Origin of the sequence: Streptomyces roseifaciens, assembly GCF_001445655.1 — a bacterium.
Classification (GTDB): domain Bacteria; phylum Actinomycetota; class Actinomycetes; order Streptomycetales; family Streptomycetaceae; genus Streptomyces; species Streptomyces aureoversilis.
On record NZ_LNBE01000004.1, the window covers coordinates 1248406 to 1266752 of the forward strand.

Genomic DNA, 18347 nt, shown 5'->3' on the forward strand with positions numbered 1-18347 from the left:
TCAGTACCCGTACGTCGGGTCCGTCGACGCGGAGGGCGACGGGCCCGGCGACCGGGACGGGCGGGACGGCGACGGCCTGTCCGACGGGCGGCCGGACGGCGGCCCCTGGCAGGTGACGGTGAACGGTACGCGATTGGAGGTGATCTTCTGCGGGCTCCTGACCTCGACTGCGAGCCAGTCCCTGCCCGTGCCGTGCTCGGTCTCGACGTACGTCAGGCCGAGGCTCTTGCCCGCCGAGATGTCGGAGGTCCGCCAGGGGTCGACCTGGCCGCTGCCCGTGACCACGCGGTAGGAGAGCCGGGCGGGGGTGCGGTCGACGGTGAAGGTCACCCGGAACGAGGGGCCCGCGCTCTTCGGCGGGCACGGGCCGGTGTAGGAGTCGCGCACCGCCTCGACGGAGACCCGCAGGCCGTACGAGGAGTCGCCGCCGTCCGGGGTCTTCCCGGAGCCGTCCCCCGACGCCGGCCGCGACCCCGCGTTCTTGTCCGGCGCGGCGGAGTCCGCGCTGCCGGCGGAGGATCCGCCCTCGTCGCCCTCGCCCCTGCTGAAGGCCCAGGCCAGCCCTCCCACCAGCAGGGCGAGCACGACGGCGGCCACCGCGAACACCAGCCCCGGGCGGCGTCGCCGGTCGTCACCGGTGGTGCCGAGGCCCCCCGGGGGTTCCGGGGGCCCGTACGGCCCGTCGCCGGCCGGCGGGCCGAAGCCGCCGCCGGCACCGTGCTCCCCGGAGAACGCCGCCGGGCCTGCGGGCGGGTCGCGCCGCGGGTGCGCCGGGACCGTCGGGGCCTCGGCGGTGGGCGGTGCGCCCGGGGTGGAGAGGGTGCCGCCCTGCGCGACCACCCGCAGCATCCCCTCCGCCTCCTCGGCGCCGAGCCGCAGGGCGGGATCCTTGCGCAGCAGCCCTTCCAGGACGGGTGCGAGCGCCCCCGCCCGGACGGGCGCCGGGAGCTGCTGGTCCACCACGGCCCGCATGGTGGAGAGCGGGGTGTCCTGGCGGAAGGGGGAGATGCCCTCCACCGTCGCGTACAGCGTCACCCCGAGGGACCAGAGGTCCGACTCCGGCCCCGGCGGGTTCCCCAGCGCCCGCTCGGGGGCCAGGAACTCGGGCGAGCCCACCAGCTCCCCGGTCCGCGTCAGCGCCGAGCTCCCCTCGACCGTCGCGATGCCGAAGTCGGTGAGCACGACACGCCCGTCGTTGGCGAGGATGACGTTTCCCGGTTTTACGTCCCGGTGCAGCACGCCCGCCGCGTGCGCCCCCCGGAGCGCGGAGAGCACGCCGGCGCCGATGTGCGCCGCGCGCGCCGGGGCCAGCGGGCCCTCGGCCTCCAGGACGTCGGCCAGGGACAGGCCGCGCACCAGCTCCATCACGATCCAGGGCCGCCCGTCCTCGGTGACCACGTCGAAGACGGTGACGACATGGGGATGCGAGATGCGCGCCGCGGCCCGGGCCTCGCGCTCCAGGCGCACGTACAGCTGCCGTATCTCGTGCTCGAGCAGGCCCGACGGCGCCCGGACCTCCTTGACGGCCACCTCGCGGTCGAGCACTTCGTCCCGCGCGCGCCACACCACGCCCATGCCGCCCTGGCCCAACCGCTCCAGCAGCCGGTAACGGCCCGCCACCACCCGGTCCGGCGGCACCGCTGCGCCCTCCGGACCGCCCCCGAACGTCCCGCTCATCGACGGGCCCCCTCCACCAAGAGAGCGATTCGGGGTGAATCTACCGCAACGGAGCGTGATTGCCCCCTCTTCTGCATATCCTTGTCCCGCTAACTCGCCCACAGTGACGGCAGGTTCACGCCAGCCCTGTCAACGCCCTTGACGGAGTGGTGAATCCACCCCGCCGATGCGCGGGTGACGGAATAGGGCGGTAGGGTTACCCTGCCTGAGCCGGGTGCCTCGTTCGGGTGGGGAGTCTCAATGGATCAGATAGCAATGCGCGGCAGGCCACGGGTGCCTGCCATCAGCTGCAACAGCGGTGCGTCCAGTGCGCGCCTCGACCGCCATCTCGCGGTGCTGGGCGGGCCTGCCGTGCCCCAGCGCGAAGTCGAAGGGGCGACCCTGCTGATGCGCGAGCTGACCACGCGTGATCACGCGCGCACCAAGCAGAGCCGGACCGCGAAGGTCTCCCTCTTGGCGCCGCTGAGACGCCTGCGTCGCTCCCTTTTCGGCAACCACGACTGAGCCCCGCCCCGAGCGCCCCGCCCCGCAGCCGTTCCGTCATCGACAGCGACACCGGTGCGACGCCGTCGGCCCTCCACCCTCTCCCCAGGGCGCGGCCGTACGGCGCCGTGGCATGTCCGGGCCCGTCTCCGGCCGTGCCGCGGTCAGGCTGAGTCCCGTGCGTACCGCCGCACCGTGAGCGGTACGAACACCGCGAGCAGCAGCACCGCCCAGCCGGTCGCCGCCAGGACGGGGTGTGCGACCGGCCAGGATGCGTCCGCCGCGGTGCTGCCGTTGCCGAAGAGCTCCCGGCAGGCGGTGGTGAGCGCGCTGATCGGGTTCCACTCGGCCACGGTGCGCAGCCAGCCCGGCATGCCCTCGGTCGGCACGTAGGCGTTCGACAGCAGCGGCAGCATGAAGGTCGCGCCGGCCAGCTGGCCCGCGGTCTCCTCGTTCCCGAGCACCATCCCCAGGTAGTGGCCCAGCCAGGCCGTGACCAGCCGGAAGAGCAGCAGCAGTGCGAAGGCGCCCGCGGCGCCGGCCGCACCGCCCTCGATCCGCCAGCCCACGGCGAGCCCGCACAGCACCAGCGGCACCGTCCCGATCGCCGCGAGCGTCACGTCCGCCGCCGTCTGCCCGGCCGGAAGGGCGAACCGGCTCATGGGCAGGGTCCGGAAGCGGTCCATCACCCCGCGCTGGGAATCCTGCGCCGACGCCAGCATGGATGTCATCACTCCGTTGACGGCCGTCACCGCGAACAACCCCGGTACGAGGTACGCCCGGTAGTTCGCGCCCCCCTCCAGCGCCACTGCGCTGCCGAAGACATAACCGAAGAACAGCAGCATCGTCACGGGCATGGTGAGCGTGATCACGAGCAGTCCGGGCACGCGGCGCATGCGCCGGAGGTGACGGCCGAGCACGGCCCGGGTGTCGGACAGCGCGAGGGAGCTCATGCGGCGGCCTCCCCGGCTCCGGCCTCGGCCCCGGCCCCGGTCCCGGCATGGTCGCCCGCGCCGGAGGTCAGGTGCAGGAAGACCTCGTCCAGCGTGGGCTGCCGCAGGCCGGCGTCGGCGAGGGGGACGCCCGCCGCGTCGAGTTCGCGCACGAGGTGAGGGAGCGTCAGGTCCGGGTCGGTGGTGACCGCTGCGGCCGCGCGCCGCCCGGTGTCGAGGACCGGCCGCCCGCCGGTGAGCCGGGCCAGGACGGCCGCGGCGCCCGCGAGCGCCTCCTCCTCCGCGACGACCACCTCGGCGCGGGCGCCGAGCCGGGCCTTGAGCTGTGCGGGGGTGCCCCGTACGGCGGCCCGCCCGTGGTCGATCAGCACGACGTCGTCGGCCAACTGATCCGCCTCCTCCAGGTATTGCGTGGTGAGCAGCACGGTGGTGCCGTGCTGCGTCAGTTCGCGGACGGCGCTCCAGATCGTGCTGCGGCTGGCCGGGTCGAGGCCGGTCGTCGGCTCGTCGAGGAAGAGCACGCGGGGCTTGGTCAGCACGCTCGCGGCGAGGTCGAGCCGGCGGCGCATGCCGCCCGAGTAGGTGCGGGCCGGGCGGTCGGCGGCGTCCCCGAGGCCGAAGTGCTCCAGCAGGACGTCGGCGCGGGCGTGCGCGGTCGCGCGGCCCAGCCGGTGCAGCCGGCCGAACAGCCGCAGGTTCTCGCGGCCCGTCAGATCGGCGTCCACGGAGGTCGCCTGGCCGGTCACCCCGATGGCCCGGCGTACGTCCCGGGGCGCGCGCGCCACGTCGTGCCCGGCGACCCGTGCGGTGCCCGCGTCGGGGCGGACGAGCGTGGTCAGGAGGCGGACCGCGGTGGTCTTGCCCGCGCCGTTGCGCCCCAGCAGGGCGCAGACGCTTCCTTCGGGCACGGCCAGGTCGAGCCCGCGCAGCGCGTGGACGGCCCCGAACCGCTTCTCCAGCCCCTCACTAAGTACAGCGTACGTAGTCATGGCCGTGACCCTACCCCACTACGTACGTCGTACGTAACTAGGATGGTGGGCGAGGTGATGTGATCCATGGCAGCCAGCGGCCGCACGGCCACCCCCGAGGTCATCTGGGCGCGCCCCGAACGCGCGGCCCGCGGCCCGCGCCCCGCGCACACCCGCGCCGAGATCGCGGCCGCGGCCGTGCGCGTCGCGGACGCGGAGGGGCCCGAGGGCGTCTCGATGCGCCGCGTGGCCGCCGAGACCGGCTGCGGCACGATGTCGCTCTACAACTACGTCCCGCGCAAGGAGGACCTGTACGAGCTGATGGTCGACGCCGTCAGCGCCGAGTACGACCTCTCCGCGGCGCCCTCGGGCGACTGGCGCGCCGACACGCTGGCCCTCGCGGGGCAGACGCGCGCCCTGATGCACCGCCACCCCTGGCTGCCGCGGCTGATGTCGCCCGCCCACGGCTTCAGCCCGAACGCCCTGCGGTACCTGGAGTACTTCCTGTGGGTGCTGGAACCCCTCGACGCCGAGGGGGGCACCAAGATGGAGCTCATCTCGATGGTCAACGGGGTCGTCTCCGCCTATGTGGTCAACGAGCTCTCCGAGGCCGAGCGGGCCCGCACCTCACCCTTCCCGCCCGGTCAGGAGCACGCCGCGCGCATGGCCCACCTGGCGCGCGAGCTCTCCGGTGGCGCCTACCCGCGCCTGGCCGGTGTCCTCGGCGCGGGCTTCGCCGCCGTGGACCTCGACGCACAGTTCGAGCGCGCCCTCGGCCGGCTGCTCGACGGCTTCGCCCCGGGGCGCGCCGGCGGGGGTCAGTCGGCGTCCGCCTCCAGCGTGACGCTGAAGGAGAACCGGTCGCCCCGGTAGCGGATCCGGGCCACGTCCACCGCCCGGCCCGAGGCGTCGTACGTCACGCCCGTGTAGTGCAGGATCGGGCTCAGCAGCGGCACCTGCAGCAGCCGCGCCGTCTCCGGGTCGGCCAGGCGGGCCTCGACCGTGTCGGTGATCCGGCTGATCCGCACGCCCACCGCGTCCCGCAGCACCTTCGTCATCGGCCAGCGCGCCAGGTCCGCCAGGTCGATGCGCTCGGCGAGCTCGGGGCGGACGAGGTTCTCCGCCCAGTTCGTCGGCTCGCCCGACTCCCCGTCGCAGCGCAGCCGGCGGAAGACCACCGCCTCCTCCAGGTCGGGGAAGTACTCGCCCAGCTCGGCCGGGACCGCCGCCGTCCCGTGGCCCAGCACGGTGGTCCGCTCGCCGGACTGCTGCGCCACGATCGCGTCCACCGAGCCGAGCAGCCGCACGGGGGAGACCCGCCGGGCGCTCGGCTCGATGAAGGTGCCGCGCCGCCGGTGCCTGCTGATCAGGCCCTCCGCCTCCAGCTCCTTCAGCGCTTGCCGCATGGTCAGCACGCTCACGCCGTAGTGCTCGGCGAGGGCGTCCTCGGTGGGCAGGCGCAGCGGGTCGCTCGGGCAGCGCCCGAGTATCGAGGCGCGCAGCGACTGCGACACCTGGTACCACAGCGGCAGCTTGCGGTTGAGCGCGAGGGAGTCGGGGGCGAAGGTGGTCACGGACACTCCGGCTCGTACGGCGTCACGGGCGGGGCTGGCGGAAATGACGCTCCAGACCCTGCCACACGTCGTCGTAGCGCGTCTGGAGATGGCCGGCGGTACGGGCCTGCTCCGTCGCGGTCACGGGCCAGCGCGTCTCGAACATGAAGGCCAGCCCGTCGTCCACCTTCTGCGGCTTCAGCTCGGCCGCGCTCGCCTTGTCGAAGGTGTCCCGGTCCGGGCCGTGCGCCGACATCATGTTGTGCAGCGAGCCGCCGCCCGGGACGAAGCCGCCCTTCCCGGCGGCCTTCGCGTCGTAGGCGCCCTCGATGAGGCCCATGTACTCGCTCATCACGTTCCGGTGGAAGTACGGCGGCCGGAAGGTGTCCTCGCCCACCAGCCAGCGCGGCGCGAAGACGACGAAGTCGACGCCCGCCAGGCCCGGGGTGTCCGACGGGGACGTGAGCACCGTGAAGATCGACGGGTCCGGGTGGTCGTAGCTGATCGAGCCGATGACGTTGAAGCGGCGCAGGTCGTAGACGTACGGGACGAGGTTGCCGTGCCAGGCGACCACGTCCAGCGGCGAGTGGTCGTACGTCGCCGTCCAGAGGCTGCCGCAGAACTTGTTGACGACCTCGACGGGGCCTTCGACGTCCTCGTAGGCGGCCACCGGGGCGAGGAAGTCGCGCGCGTTCGCCAGCCCGTTCGCGCCGATCGGCCCCAGGTCGGGGAGGGTGAAGGGCTGCCCGTAGTTCTCGCACACGTAGCCGCGGGCGGTGGCGTCCAGCAGCTCCACCCGGAAGCGCACCCCGCGCGGGATCAGGGCCACGTGCCCGGGCTCGGCGCGCAGCAGCCCGAACTCCGTGCGCAGCAGCAGCCCGCCGCGCTCGGGCACGATGAGCAGCTCGCCGTCGGAGTCGCTGAACACCCGGTCCGTCATGGAGGCGTTCGCGGCGTAGAGGTGGACGGCCATGCCCGCGCGCTGGGTGGCGTCGCCGTTGCCGCCCAGGGTCCACAGGCCGGCCAGGAAGTCCGTGCCCTCGGCCGGCTCGGGCAGCGGGTCCCAGCGCAGCCGGTTGGGGTCGGGCACGGCGTCGGCGAACGGCGCGCTCGCCAGGTGCCCGTTGCCGGTGCGGGCGAAGGGCGGGTGCGCGGCGGAGGGCCGGATGCGGTAGAGCCAGGACCGGCGGTTGCTGTGCCGCGGCTCGGTGAAGGCCGTGCCGCTCAGCTGCTCCGCGTACAGCCCGAGCGGGGCCCGCTGCGGGGAGTTGCGCCCTTCGGGCAGCGCCCCCGGGACGGCCTCGCTGCTGTGCTCGTTGCCGAAACCGGCCGAGTAGGCGAGCCCCTCGGCGGCCTTCCGCGCCTGCTCGTTGCCCGTACCGCTCATCGCGTGCTCCCAGCGCCGATGGATTCCTATGGGAGACCGTAGGATTCCCGGCGGGGTGCGTCAATGGATCAGCGCGGGAAACGGGCGGGCCGTTTCTTCCTACTTCTTCGCGTACCCCACCATGCGCAGCGCCAGGTCCGCGTACAGCTCGCCCACCTCGTCCGGCGTGCGCTTGCCCTCGGCGTTGAACCACCGGGCGACGTCGATGCACAGCGACAGCACCGCCAGCGTCGTCCCCGGCACGTCCGGGGTGCCGAAGTCGCCCGAGGCCACCCCGTCCTCGACGATGGTGCGCACCGCGGCGTCGGTATCCCGGCGCAGGGCGACGATCTCGGCGTAGTGCTCCTCGCCCAGCGCCCCCAGCTCGTACTGCACGACCCGGGCGGTGGTGTGGTGCTCGGCGTGCCAGCGGACGAAGCACCGCACGGCCTCGGAGAGGCGGTCGGCGGGGCTGCCGCCCGAGTCCCGCGCCCGGCGCAGGATGCCGAGGGCGAGCCGGTGGCCGACGCTGCTGATGCGGTAGAGCAGCTCTTCCTTCGTCTTGTAGTGGATGTAGAGCGCGGCGGGGCTCATGCCGGCGCGGCCGGCGATGTCGCGGGTGGTGGTGGCGTGGTAGCCGCGCTCGGCGAAGGCCTCCACGGCGGCGATCACCAGCCGCCGCGCGGCGTCGGGCGTGACATCGGCCCACTGCCCGCTCTGCTGCCCCTCCGCACCCATCCCACGCCCCGCTCTCCCGGCCCGCCCCGGGCCCTGCGCCCGCGGAACGAACACCATACCCCGAGGTGAGCAAGCGCTTAGGGAGGGTGTGGGGCGGTCCGGGTCCGCTACGGCCGCAGCGCCCGCATCAGCAGGTCCGCGAGGTGGCCGGCGACCTGTCCGGCGCTCAGCCGGCCCTCCGGGTGGTACCAGGCGCCCAGGTGGTGGACGGAGCCGAAGTGGTAGTCCACGACCAGGTCCGCGGGGGTGGCCGAGGTGAAGACCCCGGAGCGCTGGCCCTCCTCGACCAGGGCCCGGAACCGCTCGTGGTAGCGGCGCCGCTCCGCCCGCACCTGCGCGAGCTTCTCGGGGCCCAGGTGGTGCATGGACCGGAAGAAGATCTTCGTGTCGTCGAGGTTCTCGATGGTGGTGACCACCACGTCGGCCGCCGCCTCCCGCAGCCGCTTCTCCACCGGCGCGTCCGAGCGGGCGAAGCAGTCCAGCCGCTCCTGCTGCAGGCGCAGCACCCGCGCGTACACCTCGTGCAGCAGGTCGTCCTTCGAGCCGAAGTAGTGGTAGAGGGCGCCCTTGGTGACGCCCGCGGCCTCCACGATCTCCTGGACGGAGGTGCGGTCGTAGCCCCGGTCGGCGAAGAGCCGGGTGGCGGCAGCGAGCAGCCGCTGCGGCACGGAGCAGCCGCCCTCGCTCCCGCCCTCCACCGCTGTGTTCACAGCTCCTCTTCGAGCTTGCGCTGGAGGTGGTTCATGCCGCGCAGCCAGCGGTCGGGGTCGGTGGCGCGGGCCGCGTAGTAGTCGGCGACCTCGGGGTGCGGCAGGATCAGGAAGCGGCCCGCCGCCATCCCGTCGAAGAGCGCGTCGGCGACCTGCGCGGGCTCGATCGCCGTGGGCACGAGCACCAGGTCGCCGGCCGGGCCGGTGCCGCGCAGCATGTCCGTCCGCACGCCCTGCGGGCAGATGGCGTGCACGTCGATGCCGCAGTGGCGGTAGGTGAGGGAGAGCCATTCGGCGAAGGCGAGGGCGGCGTGCTTGGAGACGCTGTACGGGGCCGAGCCGAGCATCGTGAGCAGCCCCGCCGCGGAGACCGTGGACACGAACCGGCCCCTGCCGCGGTCGAGCCACTCGGGCAGCAGCTTGCGCGCCGCCCGCACGTGGGCCATGACGTTCACGTCCCAGGCGGTCTCCCAGAGGTCCTCCTCGGCCTCGGGACCGCCCGAGGGGGCCACGCCCGCGTTGGCGCAGTAGACGTCGACGTGGCCGCCGAGCGCCTCGCGGGCCGCCTCCACGACGTCGGAGGCGTCGCCCGGGACGGCCGTGGCGCCGATCTCCGCCGCGACCGCCTCCGCCTTGCCCGCGTCGAGGTCGTTGACCACCACCCGCGCACCCTCGGCCGCGAACCGGCGGGCGAGCGCGGCGCCGATGCCGCCCCCCGCTCCCGTGACGACGACTCCCGCGTCCCGCACGATGCCCACGCTCGGTCTCCCTCGGCTCGGCTGCTCGGCGCAGACTAACCAGTCGGTATGTGGCGGGGGAAGAGGACGGAACACGCCCGGAGGCGCGCCCTCCGGCTGCGGCCTCCCGGGGGACGACCCCCGTACCCCCGGCCTGAACTGCAGCGCGACCCCGGCCCGGCGAAGCGGTGCCACCACCGTCACGCCGTACTGTCCGTGTGCATGCGGCACTCTTCCGGGGGACGCCCCCCGTACGCACGGAATGTGACGAGACGGCAGGTGCTGGGCACGGCGGCCGCCGGAGCGCTCGTGTGCCCCGCCGCGCCGCCGGCCGGGGCCGCGGCGGCTGCCCGCGTCCGCACCGGCTTCGACCGGCTGGCGGAGAGCGGCTACGCCCTGCTCGCCGGGGCCCGCACCGGGGTCGTCACCAACCCCACCGGCGTCACCGCCGGCGTCCGCCACGTCGTGGACGTCATGCACGCGGACCGGCGGGTGGACCTCCGCGCGGTGTTCGGCCCCGAGCACGGCTTCCGCGGCACGGCGCAGGCCGGCGGCTCGGAGACCACGGGCACCGACCCGGCGACCGGCCTGCCGGTGCACGACGTCCACGGCCTGCGCGGCCGGGAGCTCGCCGCGCTGTTCGGCCGCGCCGGCGTGGACACCGTCGTCTTCGACGTCCAGGACGTGGGCGCACGCTTCTACACGTACGTCTGGACGCTCTACGACTCCCTGGTCGCCGCGGCGCTCGCGGGCCTGCGCATCGTCGTCCTGGACCGGCCCAACCCCGTGACGGGCCGCGGCGCGTACGGCCCGGTCCTGGAGCGCTCCCTGGCGTCGGGCGTGGGCCGCGAACCGATCGCCCAGGCCCACGGCATGACCGTGGCCGAGCTCGCCCTGCTGTTCAACGCTGACGCCGTGCCGAGGGCCGCCGGGCGCGCCGCGCGGCTGGAGACCGTGCGGATGAGCGGCTGGCGGCGCACGCACTTCTTCGGCGACACCGGCCTGCCGTGGGTGCCGCCGAGCCCCAACGTGCCCACACCCGACACCGCCCTCGCCTACGCGGGCACCTGCCTGCTGGAGGGCACCACCCTCTCCGAGGGGCGCGGCACGACCCGCCCGTTCGAGATCGTCGGCGCCGAGGGCGTCGACCACCGCTGGGCCGCGGCCCTGAACGCGCTGGACCTGCCGGGCGTGCGCTTCCGGGAGGCGTACGCGGTACCGGTGTTCTCCAAGTTCCACGGGCGCACCATCGGCGGGGTGCAGCTGCACGTGCACGACCGGCGGGCCTACGACCCGGTGCGCACCGGAGTCGCCCTGCTCGTGACCGCCCGGCGCGTGTGGCCGGGCTTCGCCTGGCGCCCGGACCTGTGGATCGACCGGCTCGCGGGGACGGCGGCTGTGCGCACGATGACCGACGCGGGGGCCTCGGTCGACGACATCGTGGAGGCGTGGCAGCCCGGCCTGGAGGCCTTCCGTACGACGCGCGAGGAACACCTCCTGTACGACTGAGCCGCCGCGTACGGGCCCGGGGCGCACGGGGCACGGACACGGAAGCGTGAACGGCGTGACGGGCGTCTGGACAGGCCCTCTTGACGGCGGGACGATGCGCCAGCACCGGACCGCTCAAGGGGGAATGCCATGTCCGGCATGAGTGTGGATCCTTACTGGGAGCTCACGTTCGACGCCGACGGGGACGTCGACGCGGGCGAGTACGACGCCCTGATACGCGGAGTCGCCGAGGCCGGTCTGACCGACCTGGTGGTCTTCGCGCACGGCTGGAACAACGACAGGCCGATGGCCACGCGCTTCTACTCGCGCTTCTTCGAACCCTTCCCGGGCCTGCTCGCCGGCGCGCCCGGCGCGCGCGTCGGATACGCCGGCGTGATCTGGCCGTCCATGCGCTTCCCGGGGGAGGCCGTTCCCGACTTCCCGTCGGCGGCGGCCGCCGGCGGCCCCGACGGCGTTCCCGCCCCGCCCGTACTCGACGCCGCCACCCGCGAGGCGCTGGTCAGGACCCTGCCGTGCGATCCGGCCGTGGCGGACCGGCTCGCGGAGCTGGCGGCCGGGCAGCCCGACGACCCCGCACGCCTGGAGGAGTTCGTCTCCCTCGTGCGCGGCCTCGCCCCCGCCCTGCCGCAGGGAGCGGCGGCGGCCACGGGGGAACCGGAGGACGGGGACGCCGAGCCCTACCTGCTCACCGGTGACACCCAGGAGGTGTGCGAGGCGTTCGCCTCCGCCCTGGGGCACCTGGGCGCCCTGCCGCCCGCCTTCCTCGGCGGCGGCCTGAAGCGGCTGTGGGGAGGCGCCCTCGAAGTGCTGCGGCAGATGTCGTACTACACGATGAAGAAGCGGGCGGGCACGGTCGGCGAGAAGGGCCTCGGGCCCGCGCTCGCCCGGCTGGCCGCCTCCGCCCCCGCCCTGCGCGTCCACCTGGCGGGGCACAGCTTCGGCGCGCGCCTGGTGTCGTTCGCGCTGCGCGGACTGCCCGACGACAGCACCTGCCTGGCCGGCGTGACCCTGCTCCAGGGGGCCTTCTCCCACTACGCCTTCTCCTCGCGCCTGCCGTTCGACACCGGCAACGGCGGGGCGCTCGACGGGCTGTACCGGCGGGTCCGCGGCCCGCTGGTCTCCTGCCACTCGCTCCACGACTCGGCCCTGGGCGTCCTCTACCCGCTCGCGTCCCGCGTCTCCCGCCAGGACGACAGCGTGCTCGGGTCCGACGACAGCCGGTGGGGCGCGGTCGGCCACGACGGCATCCAGGCCGTGGACCCCTGCGCGCGGCTCGGCCTGGACGAGGCGCTGCGCGGCGGACTGCCCGCCGGGGGCTGCGTGAGCGTGGACGCGTCCTCCGTCGTCGCGCGCGGCGGCCCCCCGTCGGGCGCGCACAGCGACATCTGCCACGAGGAGCTGGCCCGCGTCATCCTGCTGGCCGGCCGGCTCCTGCCTCCGTGAACGACGCCCCGCGTCTGTGAACGAGGCTCCGGCGTCCGTGAACGAAAGGTGAGCGGAGAGTGAGGATCCGCCACCTTCGCGCGTTTCCACATCCCCGCGCGACTTCGGGGTAGCAGAGCGGAGTCGGCCGTGCACCGCGGCCGATGGATCCGAATGGCGATGAGTTACGTCCCTTCCATGTCGATCCGAGTCCGCGCTGTCGGAGGTGGGATGCAGTGGCAGGTTTCAGAGCACTCGCACGAGAGGTGCGCAATCCACGGAACACCATCGCCTTGCGGCGGACCTCCCTGCGCAAGTGCCTTGAGCGCTTCGCCCCGTACGGTCACCGGGCGACCTGGCACCACCTGTGCGACCTCGCCGGGATGGACCCCGCCGACCGGGCCCCCGACCCGGCCCGGCTGGTCGTGGCGCTGACGGAGCTGGAGGAGGCCCGCGCGGTCTGGCTCGCCTACGAGGCGGGGTTCGCCGACCGCCGCAAGCGCGAGAAGCACGACGGCATCCGGCAGCCCGCCGGTGTCGACGCCTGGCACCGCCACACCTGGGGCGGATGCGACATCGTCCCCTGCGTCAGCCCCACGGCCTACCCGGCCGCACGCCTGTCCGACGTGCTGCGCCGGGTGATCGCCGCGATGGAGGCCGAGCCCGGGGACGCCTGCCCCGTCTGCTCGCAGGACCGCCTCGAATGGCGGCCCGACCTGGACCGCTGCCCCGCGCAGGGCCCCGTCTGCGCGGACTGCGGCATCGTGGTGCCGGCGCCCGTCCTCACCGCGGGGGCGCTGGCCGCGGCGCGCCGCCGGCTGCTGGAGGACCGGTACGCGGCGGTGTGAGGCGGGCACGCGGGAAGCCGCACGGAAGCAGGTCCGCACGAGCGGACGGCAAGACCGCAGGGACAGCCGAGGCGACCGGGAACAGGGTGTCCGCCGTCGGCCGGTGGTGCGAGGATGCGCGCACGGCACACCGGTTCGAGGAGAAGGCGGACGGCATGGCGCAGTTGCACGATCTGACCGCGTTGGAGCAGGGGGAGGCGGTGCGGACGGGGCGCGTGTCGCCCGTGGAGCTGACCGAGCACTACCTGGAGCGCATCGGCCGGCTCGACGCCACCGTAGGGGCCTTCATCACCGTCACCCCCGATGTCGCGCGCAAGCAGGCGGCCGACGCCGAGAGCACGGCCTCGGCCGCCCGGCGCGAAGGCCGCGCACTGCCGCCGCTGCACGGTGTGCCCGTGCCGGTCAAGGACCTGAGCCAGGTCGCCGGGGTGCGCTGGACGATGGGTTCGGCGGCGATGGCCGGGCACGTCGCGACCGTGGACGACCACGTGGTGACCAAGCTGCGGGACGCGGGGACGATCCTGCTGGGCAAGACCAACACCCCCGAGTTCGGCCTGCCGGCCCACACCGAGAACGCCGTTGCGCCGCCCGCCCGCACCCCCTGGGACCTCGGCCGGTCGGCGGGCGGGTCGAGCGGCGGGGCGGCGGCCGCGGTCGCCGCGGGGCTCGCGCCCCTGGCGCACGCGAGCGACGGGGGCGGCTCCATCCGCATCCCGGCGTCCGTATGCGGCCTGTTCGGCATCAAACCCAGCCGCGGCCGGGTGAGTCCCGGCCCCGTCCTGGACGACGTGACCGGCCTGGTGACGTCCGGGCCCCTGGCCCGTACGGTCGCGGACGCGGCCGCGCTCCTCGACGTGCTCGCGGGGCCGATGCCCGGCGACCCCTACGCCGCTCCCGCGCTCCCGCCCGGTGAGACCTTCACCGGCCACGCCCGGCGCGCCCCGGGGCGGCTGCGCATCGCCCACATCACGGAGGCGCCGATTCCGGGCGTCGAGCTGCACCCCGAGTGCCGGCGGGCCACGGAGGAGGCGGCGGGACTGCTGCGGGAACTCGGCCACGAGGTCGAGGAGTTGACGCTCCCTGCCGACGAGGCTCTCGGCCGGGCCTTCACGACCGTGTGGGAGGTGCTGTCGACGCTCGTGCCCGTACCCCCGGGCGGTTCGGAGCACTTGCTTCCGCTCACCCGGCACCTGCGCGAGCGCGGCGCCCGCGTCACCGGCACGGAGTTCGCCGCCGCCCTGTACCGGATGCGCGGGCTCGGCAGGCTCGTCGCCGACGCCCTCCAGGCGCCCGGCACGGGCTACGACGTGCTCCTGTCACCCACCCTCGCCCAGCTGCCGCTGCCCGTGGGCGCCCTGCGCAACGACGACGACCCGGAGGGGGAGTTCGCCGCCATGGCCGGCTTCACGCCCTTCGCCCCGCTGTACAACGCGACCGGGCAGCCCGCCGTGAGCGTGCCGCTGCACTGGACGCCCGAGGGCCTGCCCGTCGGGGTCATGCTCGGCGGCCGCTACGGCGACGAGGCCACGCTCATCTCGCTCTCCGCGCAGCTGGAGGAGGCCCGCCCGTGGGCCGGGCGGCGGCCCGCCGTGTGGTGACGCGGTGCGGTGCGGGCGCCCGGCGGGCTCAGTGTTCGACCAGCAGGCGGGAGCCCGCGCCCCGCAGGCCGTTGAGGTCGTCCGGGTTGGACAGCGCGCAGTTCTCCAGCGACAGGCAGCCGCAGCCGATGCAGTCGTCCAAGTGGTCGCGCAGCCTGGCCAGCTGCGTGATGCGCTGCTCCAGCTCGCCGCGCCAGGTCTCGGACAGCCGCGCCCAGTCCTCCCGGTTCGGGGTGCGCTCGTCGGGCAGCTCGGAGAGCGCCTCCCGGATCGTGGCGAGCGGGATGCCGACGCGTTGCGCGGCCCGGATGAACGCGACGCGGCGCAGGGCGTCGCGGTCGTAGCGGCGCTGGTTGCCGGACGTGCGGCGGCTGCTGATCAGGCCCTTGGTCTCGTAGAAGTGCAGGGCGGAGACCGCTGAGCCGCTGCGCGCGGACAGCTGACCGACGGTGAGTTCCTGGACCTTGTTCGAAATCTGCGGCACAGCTCAGACCTTACGTGACGGGCGGCCCCCGGCATTGAGACGACGGCCACACCGGCGGCCACCGTGCCCCCTGGTACGCCTTGCGTCCCCGGCGTTAGCTTGGGACCACAGCTGCGGGGGACCTGAGCTGCTGGGACCTTTGATTCCGCTTCCGCGAGGAGACGATCAGTGAACGCGCACGACGGCATGTACATCGACGGAAGCTGGCGGCCCGCCGCGGGGAGCGGCACGATCGAGGTCGTGAACCCGGCCGACGAGCAGGTCATCGCCACCGTCCCGGCCGGGGACGCGGAGGACGTCGACGCGGCCGTACGCGCGGCCCGCGCGGCGCTGCCCGGCTGGGCGGCCACCCCGCCCGCGCGCCGCGGCGAGTACCTCGCCGCCCTGCGCGACGCCCTCGCCGCCCGCCAGGAGGAGATCGCCGCCACCGTCACGGCCGAGCTCGGCGCGCCCACGGGCTTCGCCACGCGGGTCCACACCGGGCTGCCGATCGCCGTCGCCGGCTCCTACGCCGAGCTGGCCGCGAGCCACCCCTTCGAGGAGCGGATCGGCACCTCGACGGTGCTGCACGAGCCGGTGGGCGTCGTCGGCGCCATCACGCCCTGGAACTACCCGCTCCACCAGGTCGTGGCCAAGGTCGCCCCGGCGCTGGCCGCGGGCTGCACCGTCGTCCTCAAGCCCGCCGAGGACACCCCGCTGACCGCCCGGCTCTTCGCCGAGTGCGTCCATGCGGCCGGGATCCCCGCGGGCGTCTTCAACCTCGTCACCGGGCTCGGCCCGGTCGCCGGCCAGGCGCTCGCCGAGCACCCCGGCGTCGACCTCGTCTCCTTCACCGGGTCGACGGCCGTGGGCAAGCGGATCGGTGCGATCGCCGGTGCGGCCGTCAAGCGCGTGGCCCTCGAACTGGGCGGCAAGTCCGCGAACGTCATCCTGCCGGGAGCGGACCTCGCCAAGGCCGTTGCGGCCAACGTCGCCGACGTGTGCCGCAACACCGGCCAGTCCTGCAACGCCCTCACCCGTACGCTCGTCCACGCCGACCAGTACGAGGAGGCCGTCGCCCTCGCGGCGGCGGCGGTCGCGGAGTTCGTGCCGGGCGACCCGACGGACCCCGGGGTCCGGGTCGGCCCCGTGGTCAACGCCAAGCAGCACGCGCGCGTGCGCGGCTACATCGACCGGGGCATCGAGGAGGGCGCGCGCCTCGTGGCGGGCGGCCCGGTCGTCCCGGAGGGCCGGGACAAGGGCTACTACGTCGCCCCGACGGTCTTCGCCGACGTCACCCCGGAGATGACCATCGCCCGGGAGGAGATCTTCGGCCCGGTCCTCTCCTTCCTCAAGTACGAGGACGAGGAGGAGGCCGTCCGGATCGCCAACGACACCGTCTACGGGCTCGCCGCGGCGGTCTGGGCCGCCGACGAGGAGCGGGCCGCCGCCTTCGCCCGGCGCCTGGAGGCCGGCCAGGTGGAGGTCAACGGCGGCCGGTTCAACATCCTGGCGCCCTTCGGCGGCTACAAGGAGTCGGGCGTCGGCCGCGAGCTGGGCGTGCACGGCCTGGGGGAGTACCTGCAGACGAAGTCGCTCCAGTTCTGATCCGACCGGTTCCCGCTGCAGAAAGAGGAATGGCATGGTCCGCGCCGCCGTACTGCCCGCCGTGGGTGCACCGCTGCAGATAGCCGAGATCGACCTGCCCGCGCCCGGCCCCGGCCAGGTGCGGATCCGCCTCGCCGCGGCCGGGGTCTGCCACTCCGACCTCTCGCTCTCCAACGGGACGCTGCGCCAGCCCGTGCCCGCCGTCCTCGGCCACGAGGGCGCGGGCCGGGTCACCGCGGTCGGCGAGGGGGTGACCCACGTGGCGCCGGGCGACCTGGTCGTCCTCAACTGGGCGCCATCCTGCGGCGGCTGCCACTTCTGCGGGCTCGGCGAGCCCTGGCTGTGCGCGGGCTCCGCGGCCGCCGCCACGGTGCCTTACGCGAGCCTCGCCGCCGACGGCAGCGCGCTCTACCCGGGCCTGGGCACGGCCGTCTTCGCCGAGGAGACCGTCGTCCGGGCGGATGCGGCCATTCCGCTCCCCGAGGGGATCCCGCCCGTGGAGGCGGCCCTGCTGGGGTGCGCGGTGCTCACCGGCTACGGCGCGGTGCACCACTCCGCCCGGGTGCGGCAGGGAGAGTCGGTCGCGGTGTACGGCGTGGGCGGGATCGGCCTGGCCACCCTGCAGTCCGCGCGGATCGCCGGAGCGGGCACGATCGTCGCCGTGGACGTCTCCCCGGAGAAGGAGGAGCTGGCCCGGGCCGCCGGCGCCACCGAGTTCGTCGTCGCGGGCGCGGACACGGCCAAGGCCGTCCGGGGGCTCACCGGAGGGCAGGGCGCGGACGTCGCCATCGAGTGCGCCGGACGGGCCGACGCGATCCGTACGGCCTGGTCCTCGACGCGCAAGGGCGGCCGCACCACCGTCGTCGGCATCGGCGGCATGGACCAGCAGGTGACGTTCTCCGCGCTGGAGCTGTTCTACTTCGGACGGACGCTCTCGGGCTGCGTCTACGGCAACAGCGACCCGGCGAAGGACCTGCCCGTCATCGCCGGGCACGTGCGCGCCGGGCGCTTCGACCTGTCCGCCCTGGTGACGGCCCGGATCGGCCTCGACGGCATCGCCGGTGCCTTCGAGGCGATGCTCGCCGGGCGCGGCGGGCGGTCGCTGGTGGTGTTCTCCGAGGAGGCGTAGGCGGGCGGCGGTCCCCCGGGTGCGGCGGTCCTCAGCCCTCGGGGGAGTGCCACTGCGGTGACGGGAGATGGATCAGCACGAGCACGAACCCGGCCACCAGGAAGTTCCGCCCGGCGGCCTCCAGGCCGTTCCACTTCTGGGACTGCCACATGGCGAACCACTCGCCGCCGATGCCGATGAAGCCCGCCCCGAAGAGCAGCAGGACCATCACCAGCCCCAGCGTGCTCACCCGCCGCGCACGCCGGTAGCCGGCGCCCCGCCCCGTGAGGCCGCGTGCCCACAGGACCGTCCCGGCCACGAGCACGGCGGCGGCCAGCGTCTCCCAGATGATGATCGCGACGTAGGCGATGTCCTGCAGGGTGCGGTCCGTGACGGCCCGCCACATCAGGTCGTCGTCCTTGAACGTCGTGTCCATCGCCAGGACGTGGCGGACGAACTCCTGGTTCGTACCGAAGTCGGTGACGTTGCCGAAGGCCACGAGCGCCATGTAGAGCGCGACGGTGGCGGTGAGGGCGGCCGCCGCGAACGGCAGCCCTCCCAGCCGCACGGCGCCCCTCGGTCCGTTCCACCTGGTGGCCATGCGAT

Annotated in this window: 18 protein-coding genes; 8 read left to right on the plus strand and 10 right to left on the minus strand. The window is 74.4% G+C overall.

What is annotated here, in order from left to right; translation table 11 throughout:
• Positions 1–1677: a serine/threonine-protein kinase gene (locus AS857_RS22690; protein WP_058045108.1), complete on the minus strand. Its 1677-nt coding sequence runs from the start codon at positions 1675–1677 to the stop codon at positions 1–3.
• 240 nt (positions 1678–1917) lie between these two features.
• Here AS857_RS22690 and AS857_RS22695 point away from each other — a divergent pair, with 240 nt between their 5' ends.
• Positions 1918–2181: a hypothetical protein gene (locus tag AS857_RS22695; protein WP_058045109.1), complete on the plus strand. Its 264-nt coding sequence runs from the start codon at positions 1918–1920 to the stop codon at positions 2179–2181.
• 143 nt (positions 2182–2324) lie between these two features.
• Here AS857_RS22695 and AS857_RS22700 read toward each other — a convergent pair whose 3' ends face one another.
• Together AS857_RS22700 and AS857_RS22705 are read right to left on the minus strand one after the other, a co-directional pair.
• Positions 2325–3113 carry an ABC transporter permease gene (locus AS857_RS22700; protein ID WP_058045110.1) on the minus strand — a complete coding sequence of 263 codons (789 nt, stop codon included), beginning with the start codon at positions 3111–3113 and terminating at the stop codon, positions 2325–2327.
• On the minus strand, positions 3110–4102 hold the full coding sequence (locus tag AS857_RS22705) for an ATP-binding cassette domain-containing protein (RefSeq protein WP_058045111.1): 993 nt from the start codon (positions 4100–4102) through the stop codon (positions 3110–3112). The genes AS857_RS22700 and AS857_RS22705 overlap by 4 nt, the downstream gene beginning before the upstream one ends.
• A gap of 66 nt (positions 4103–4168) precedes the next feature.
• Here AS857_RS22705 and AS857_RS22710 point away from each other — a divergent pair, with 66 nt between their 5' ends.
• Entirely contained in the window at positions 4169–4954 is a 786-nt protein-coding gene (locus tag AS857_RS22710; RefSeq protein ID WP_058045112.1) for a TetR/AcrR family transcriptional regulator, read from the plus strand.
• On the opposite strand, the gene AS857_RS22715 is transcribed toward AS857_RS22710, so the two are convergent.
• The 5 genes from AS857_RS22715 to AS857_RS22735 all read right to left on the minus strand — a co-directional run bounded on the left by AS857_RS22715 (position 4900) and on the right by AS857_RS22735 (position 9206).
• Entirely contained in the window at positions 4900–5655 is a 756-nt protein-coding gene (locus AS857_RS22715; protein ID WP_058045113.1) for a GntR family transcriptional regulator, read from the minus strand. The two genes, AS857_RS22710 and AS857_RS22715, sit on opposite strands and share 55 nt — an antisense overlap.
• Positions 5656–5677: 22 nt before the next feature.
• Positions 5678–7021, minus strand: a complete 1344-nt coding sequence (hmgA, locus tag AS857_RS22720; protein WP_058045114.1) for a homogentisate 1,2-dioxygenase — start codon at positions 7019–7021, stop codon at positions 5678–5680.
• Between the two features lie 99 nt (positions 7022–7120).
• Positions 7121–7738 carry a TetR/AcrR family transcriptional regulator gene (locus AS857_RS22725; RefSeq protein ID WP_058045115.1) on the minus strand — a complete coding sequence of 206 codons (618 nt, stop codon included), beginning with the start codon at positions 7736–7738 and terminating at the stop codon, positions 7121–7123.
• Positions 7739–7845: 107 nt separating this feature from the next.
• On the minus strand, positions 7846–8448 hold the full coding sequence (locus tag AS857_RS22730; protein WP_420823958.1) for a TetR/AcrR family transcriptional regulator: 603 nt from the start codon (positions 8446–8448) through the stop codon (positions 7846–7848).
• The gene (locus tag AS857_RS22735) at positions 8445–9206 is read right to left on the minus strand and encodes an SDR family oxidoreductase (protein ID WP_058045116.1); all 762 of its coding nucleotides are present in this window, start codon (positions 9204–9206) and stop codon (positions 8445–8447) included. The genes AS857_RS22730 and AS857_RS22735 overlap by 4 nt, the downstream gene beginning before the upstream one ends.
• Before the next feature lie 201 nt (positions 9207–9407).
• Here AS857_RS22735 and AS857_RS22740 point away from each other — a divergent pair, with 201 nt between their 5' ends.
• From AS857_RS22740 to AS857_RS22755, 4 genes are all read left to right on the plus strand, one after another.
• Positions 9408–10694, plus strand: coding sequence for an exo-beta-N-acetylmuramidase NamZ family protein (locus AS857_RS22740; protein ID WP_058045117.1), 1287 nt, complete (start codon positions 9408–9410; stop codon positions 10692–10694).
• Between the two features lie 138 nt (positions 10695–10832).
• The gene (locus tag AS857_RS22745) at positions 10833–12137 is read left to right on the plus strand and encodes a serine-threonine protein kinase (RefSeq protein WP_245700431.1); all 1305 of its coding nucleotides are present in this window, start codon (positions 10833–10835) and stop codon (positions 12135–12137) included.
• Between the two features lie 215 nt (positions 12138–12352).
• A complete protein-coding gene (locus AS857_RS22750; RefSeq protein WP_058045119.1) occupies positions 12353–12964 on the plus strand; it encodes a hypothetical protein in 612 nt (203 codons plus the stop codon).
• Between the two features lie 155 nt (positions 12965–13119).
• Positions 13120–14562 carry an amidase gene (locus tag AS857_RS22755; RefSeq protein ID WP_058046999.1) on the plus strand — a complete coding sequence of 481 codons (1443 nt, stop codon included), beginning with the start codon at positions 13120–13122 and terminating at the stop codon, positions 14560–14562.
• Between the two features lie 28 nt (positions 14563–14590).
• On the opposite strand, the gene soxR is transcribed toward AS857_RS22755, so the two are convergent.
• Positions 14591–15046, minus strand: a complete 456-nt coding sequence (gene soxR, locus AS857_RS22760) for a redox-sensitive transcriptional activator SoxR (RefSeq protein ID WP_058045120.1) — start codon at positions 15044–15046, stop codon at positions 14591–14593.
• Between the two features lie 168 nt (positions 15047–15214).
• On the opposite strand from soxR, the gene AS857_RS22765 reads away from it, so the two are divergent.
• Positions 15215–16633, plus strand: coding sequence for an aldehyde dehydrogenase family protein (locus tag AS857_RS22765; protein WP_058045121.1), 1419 nt, complete (start codon positions 15215–15217; stop codon positions 16631–16633).
• A gap of 34 nt (positions 16634–16667) precedes the next feature.
• The gene (locus AS857_RS22770) at positions 16668–17762 is read left to right on the plus strand and encodes a Zn-dependent alcohol dehydrogenase (RefSeq protein WP_058045122.1); all 1095 of its coding nucleotides are present in this window, start codon (positions 16668–16670) and stop codon (positions 17760–17762) included.
• Positions 17763–17793: 31 nt separating this feature from the next.
• On the opposite strand, the gene AS857_RS22775 is transcribed toward AS857_RS22770, so the two are convergent.
• Positions 17794–18342 carry a DUF2165 domain-containing protein gene (locus AS857_RS22775; RefSeq protein WP_058045123.1) on the minus strand — a complete coding sequence of 183 codons (549 nt, stop codon included), beginning with the start codon at positions 18340–18342 and terminating at the stop codon, positions 17794–17796.
• Positions 18343–18347 lie beyond the last annotated feature (5 nt).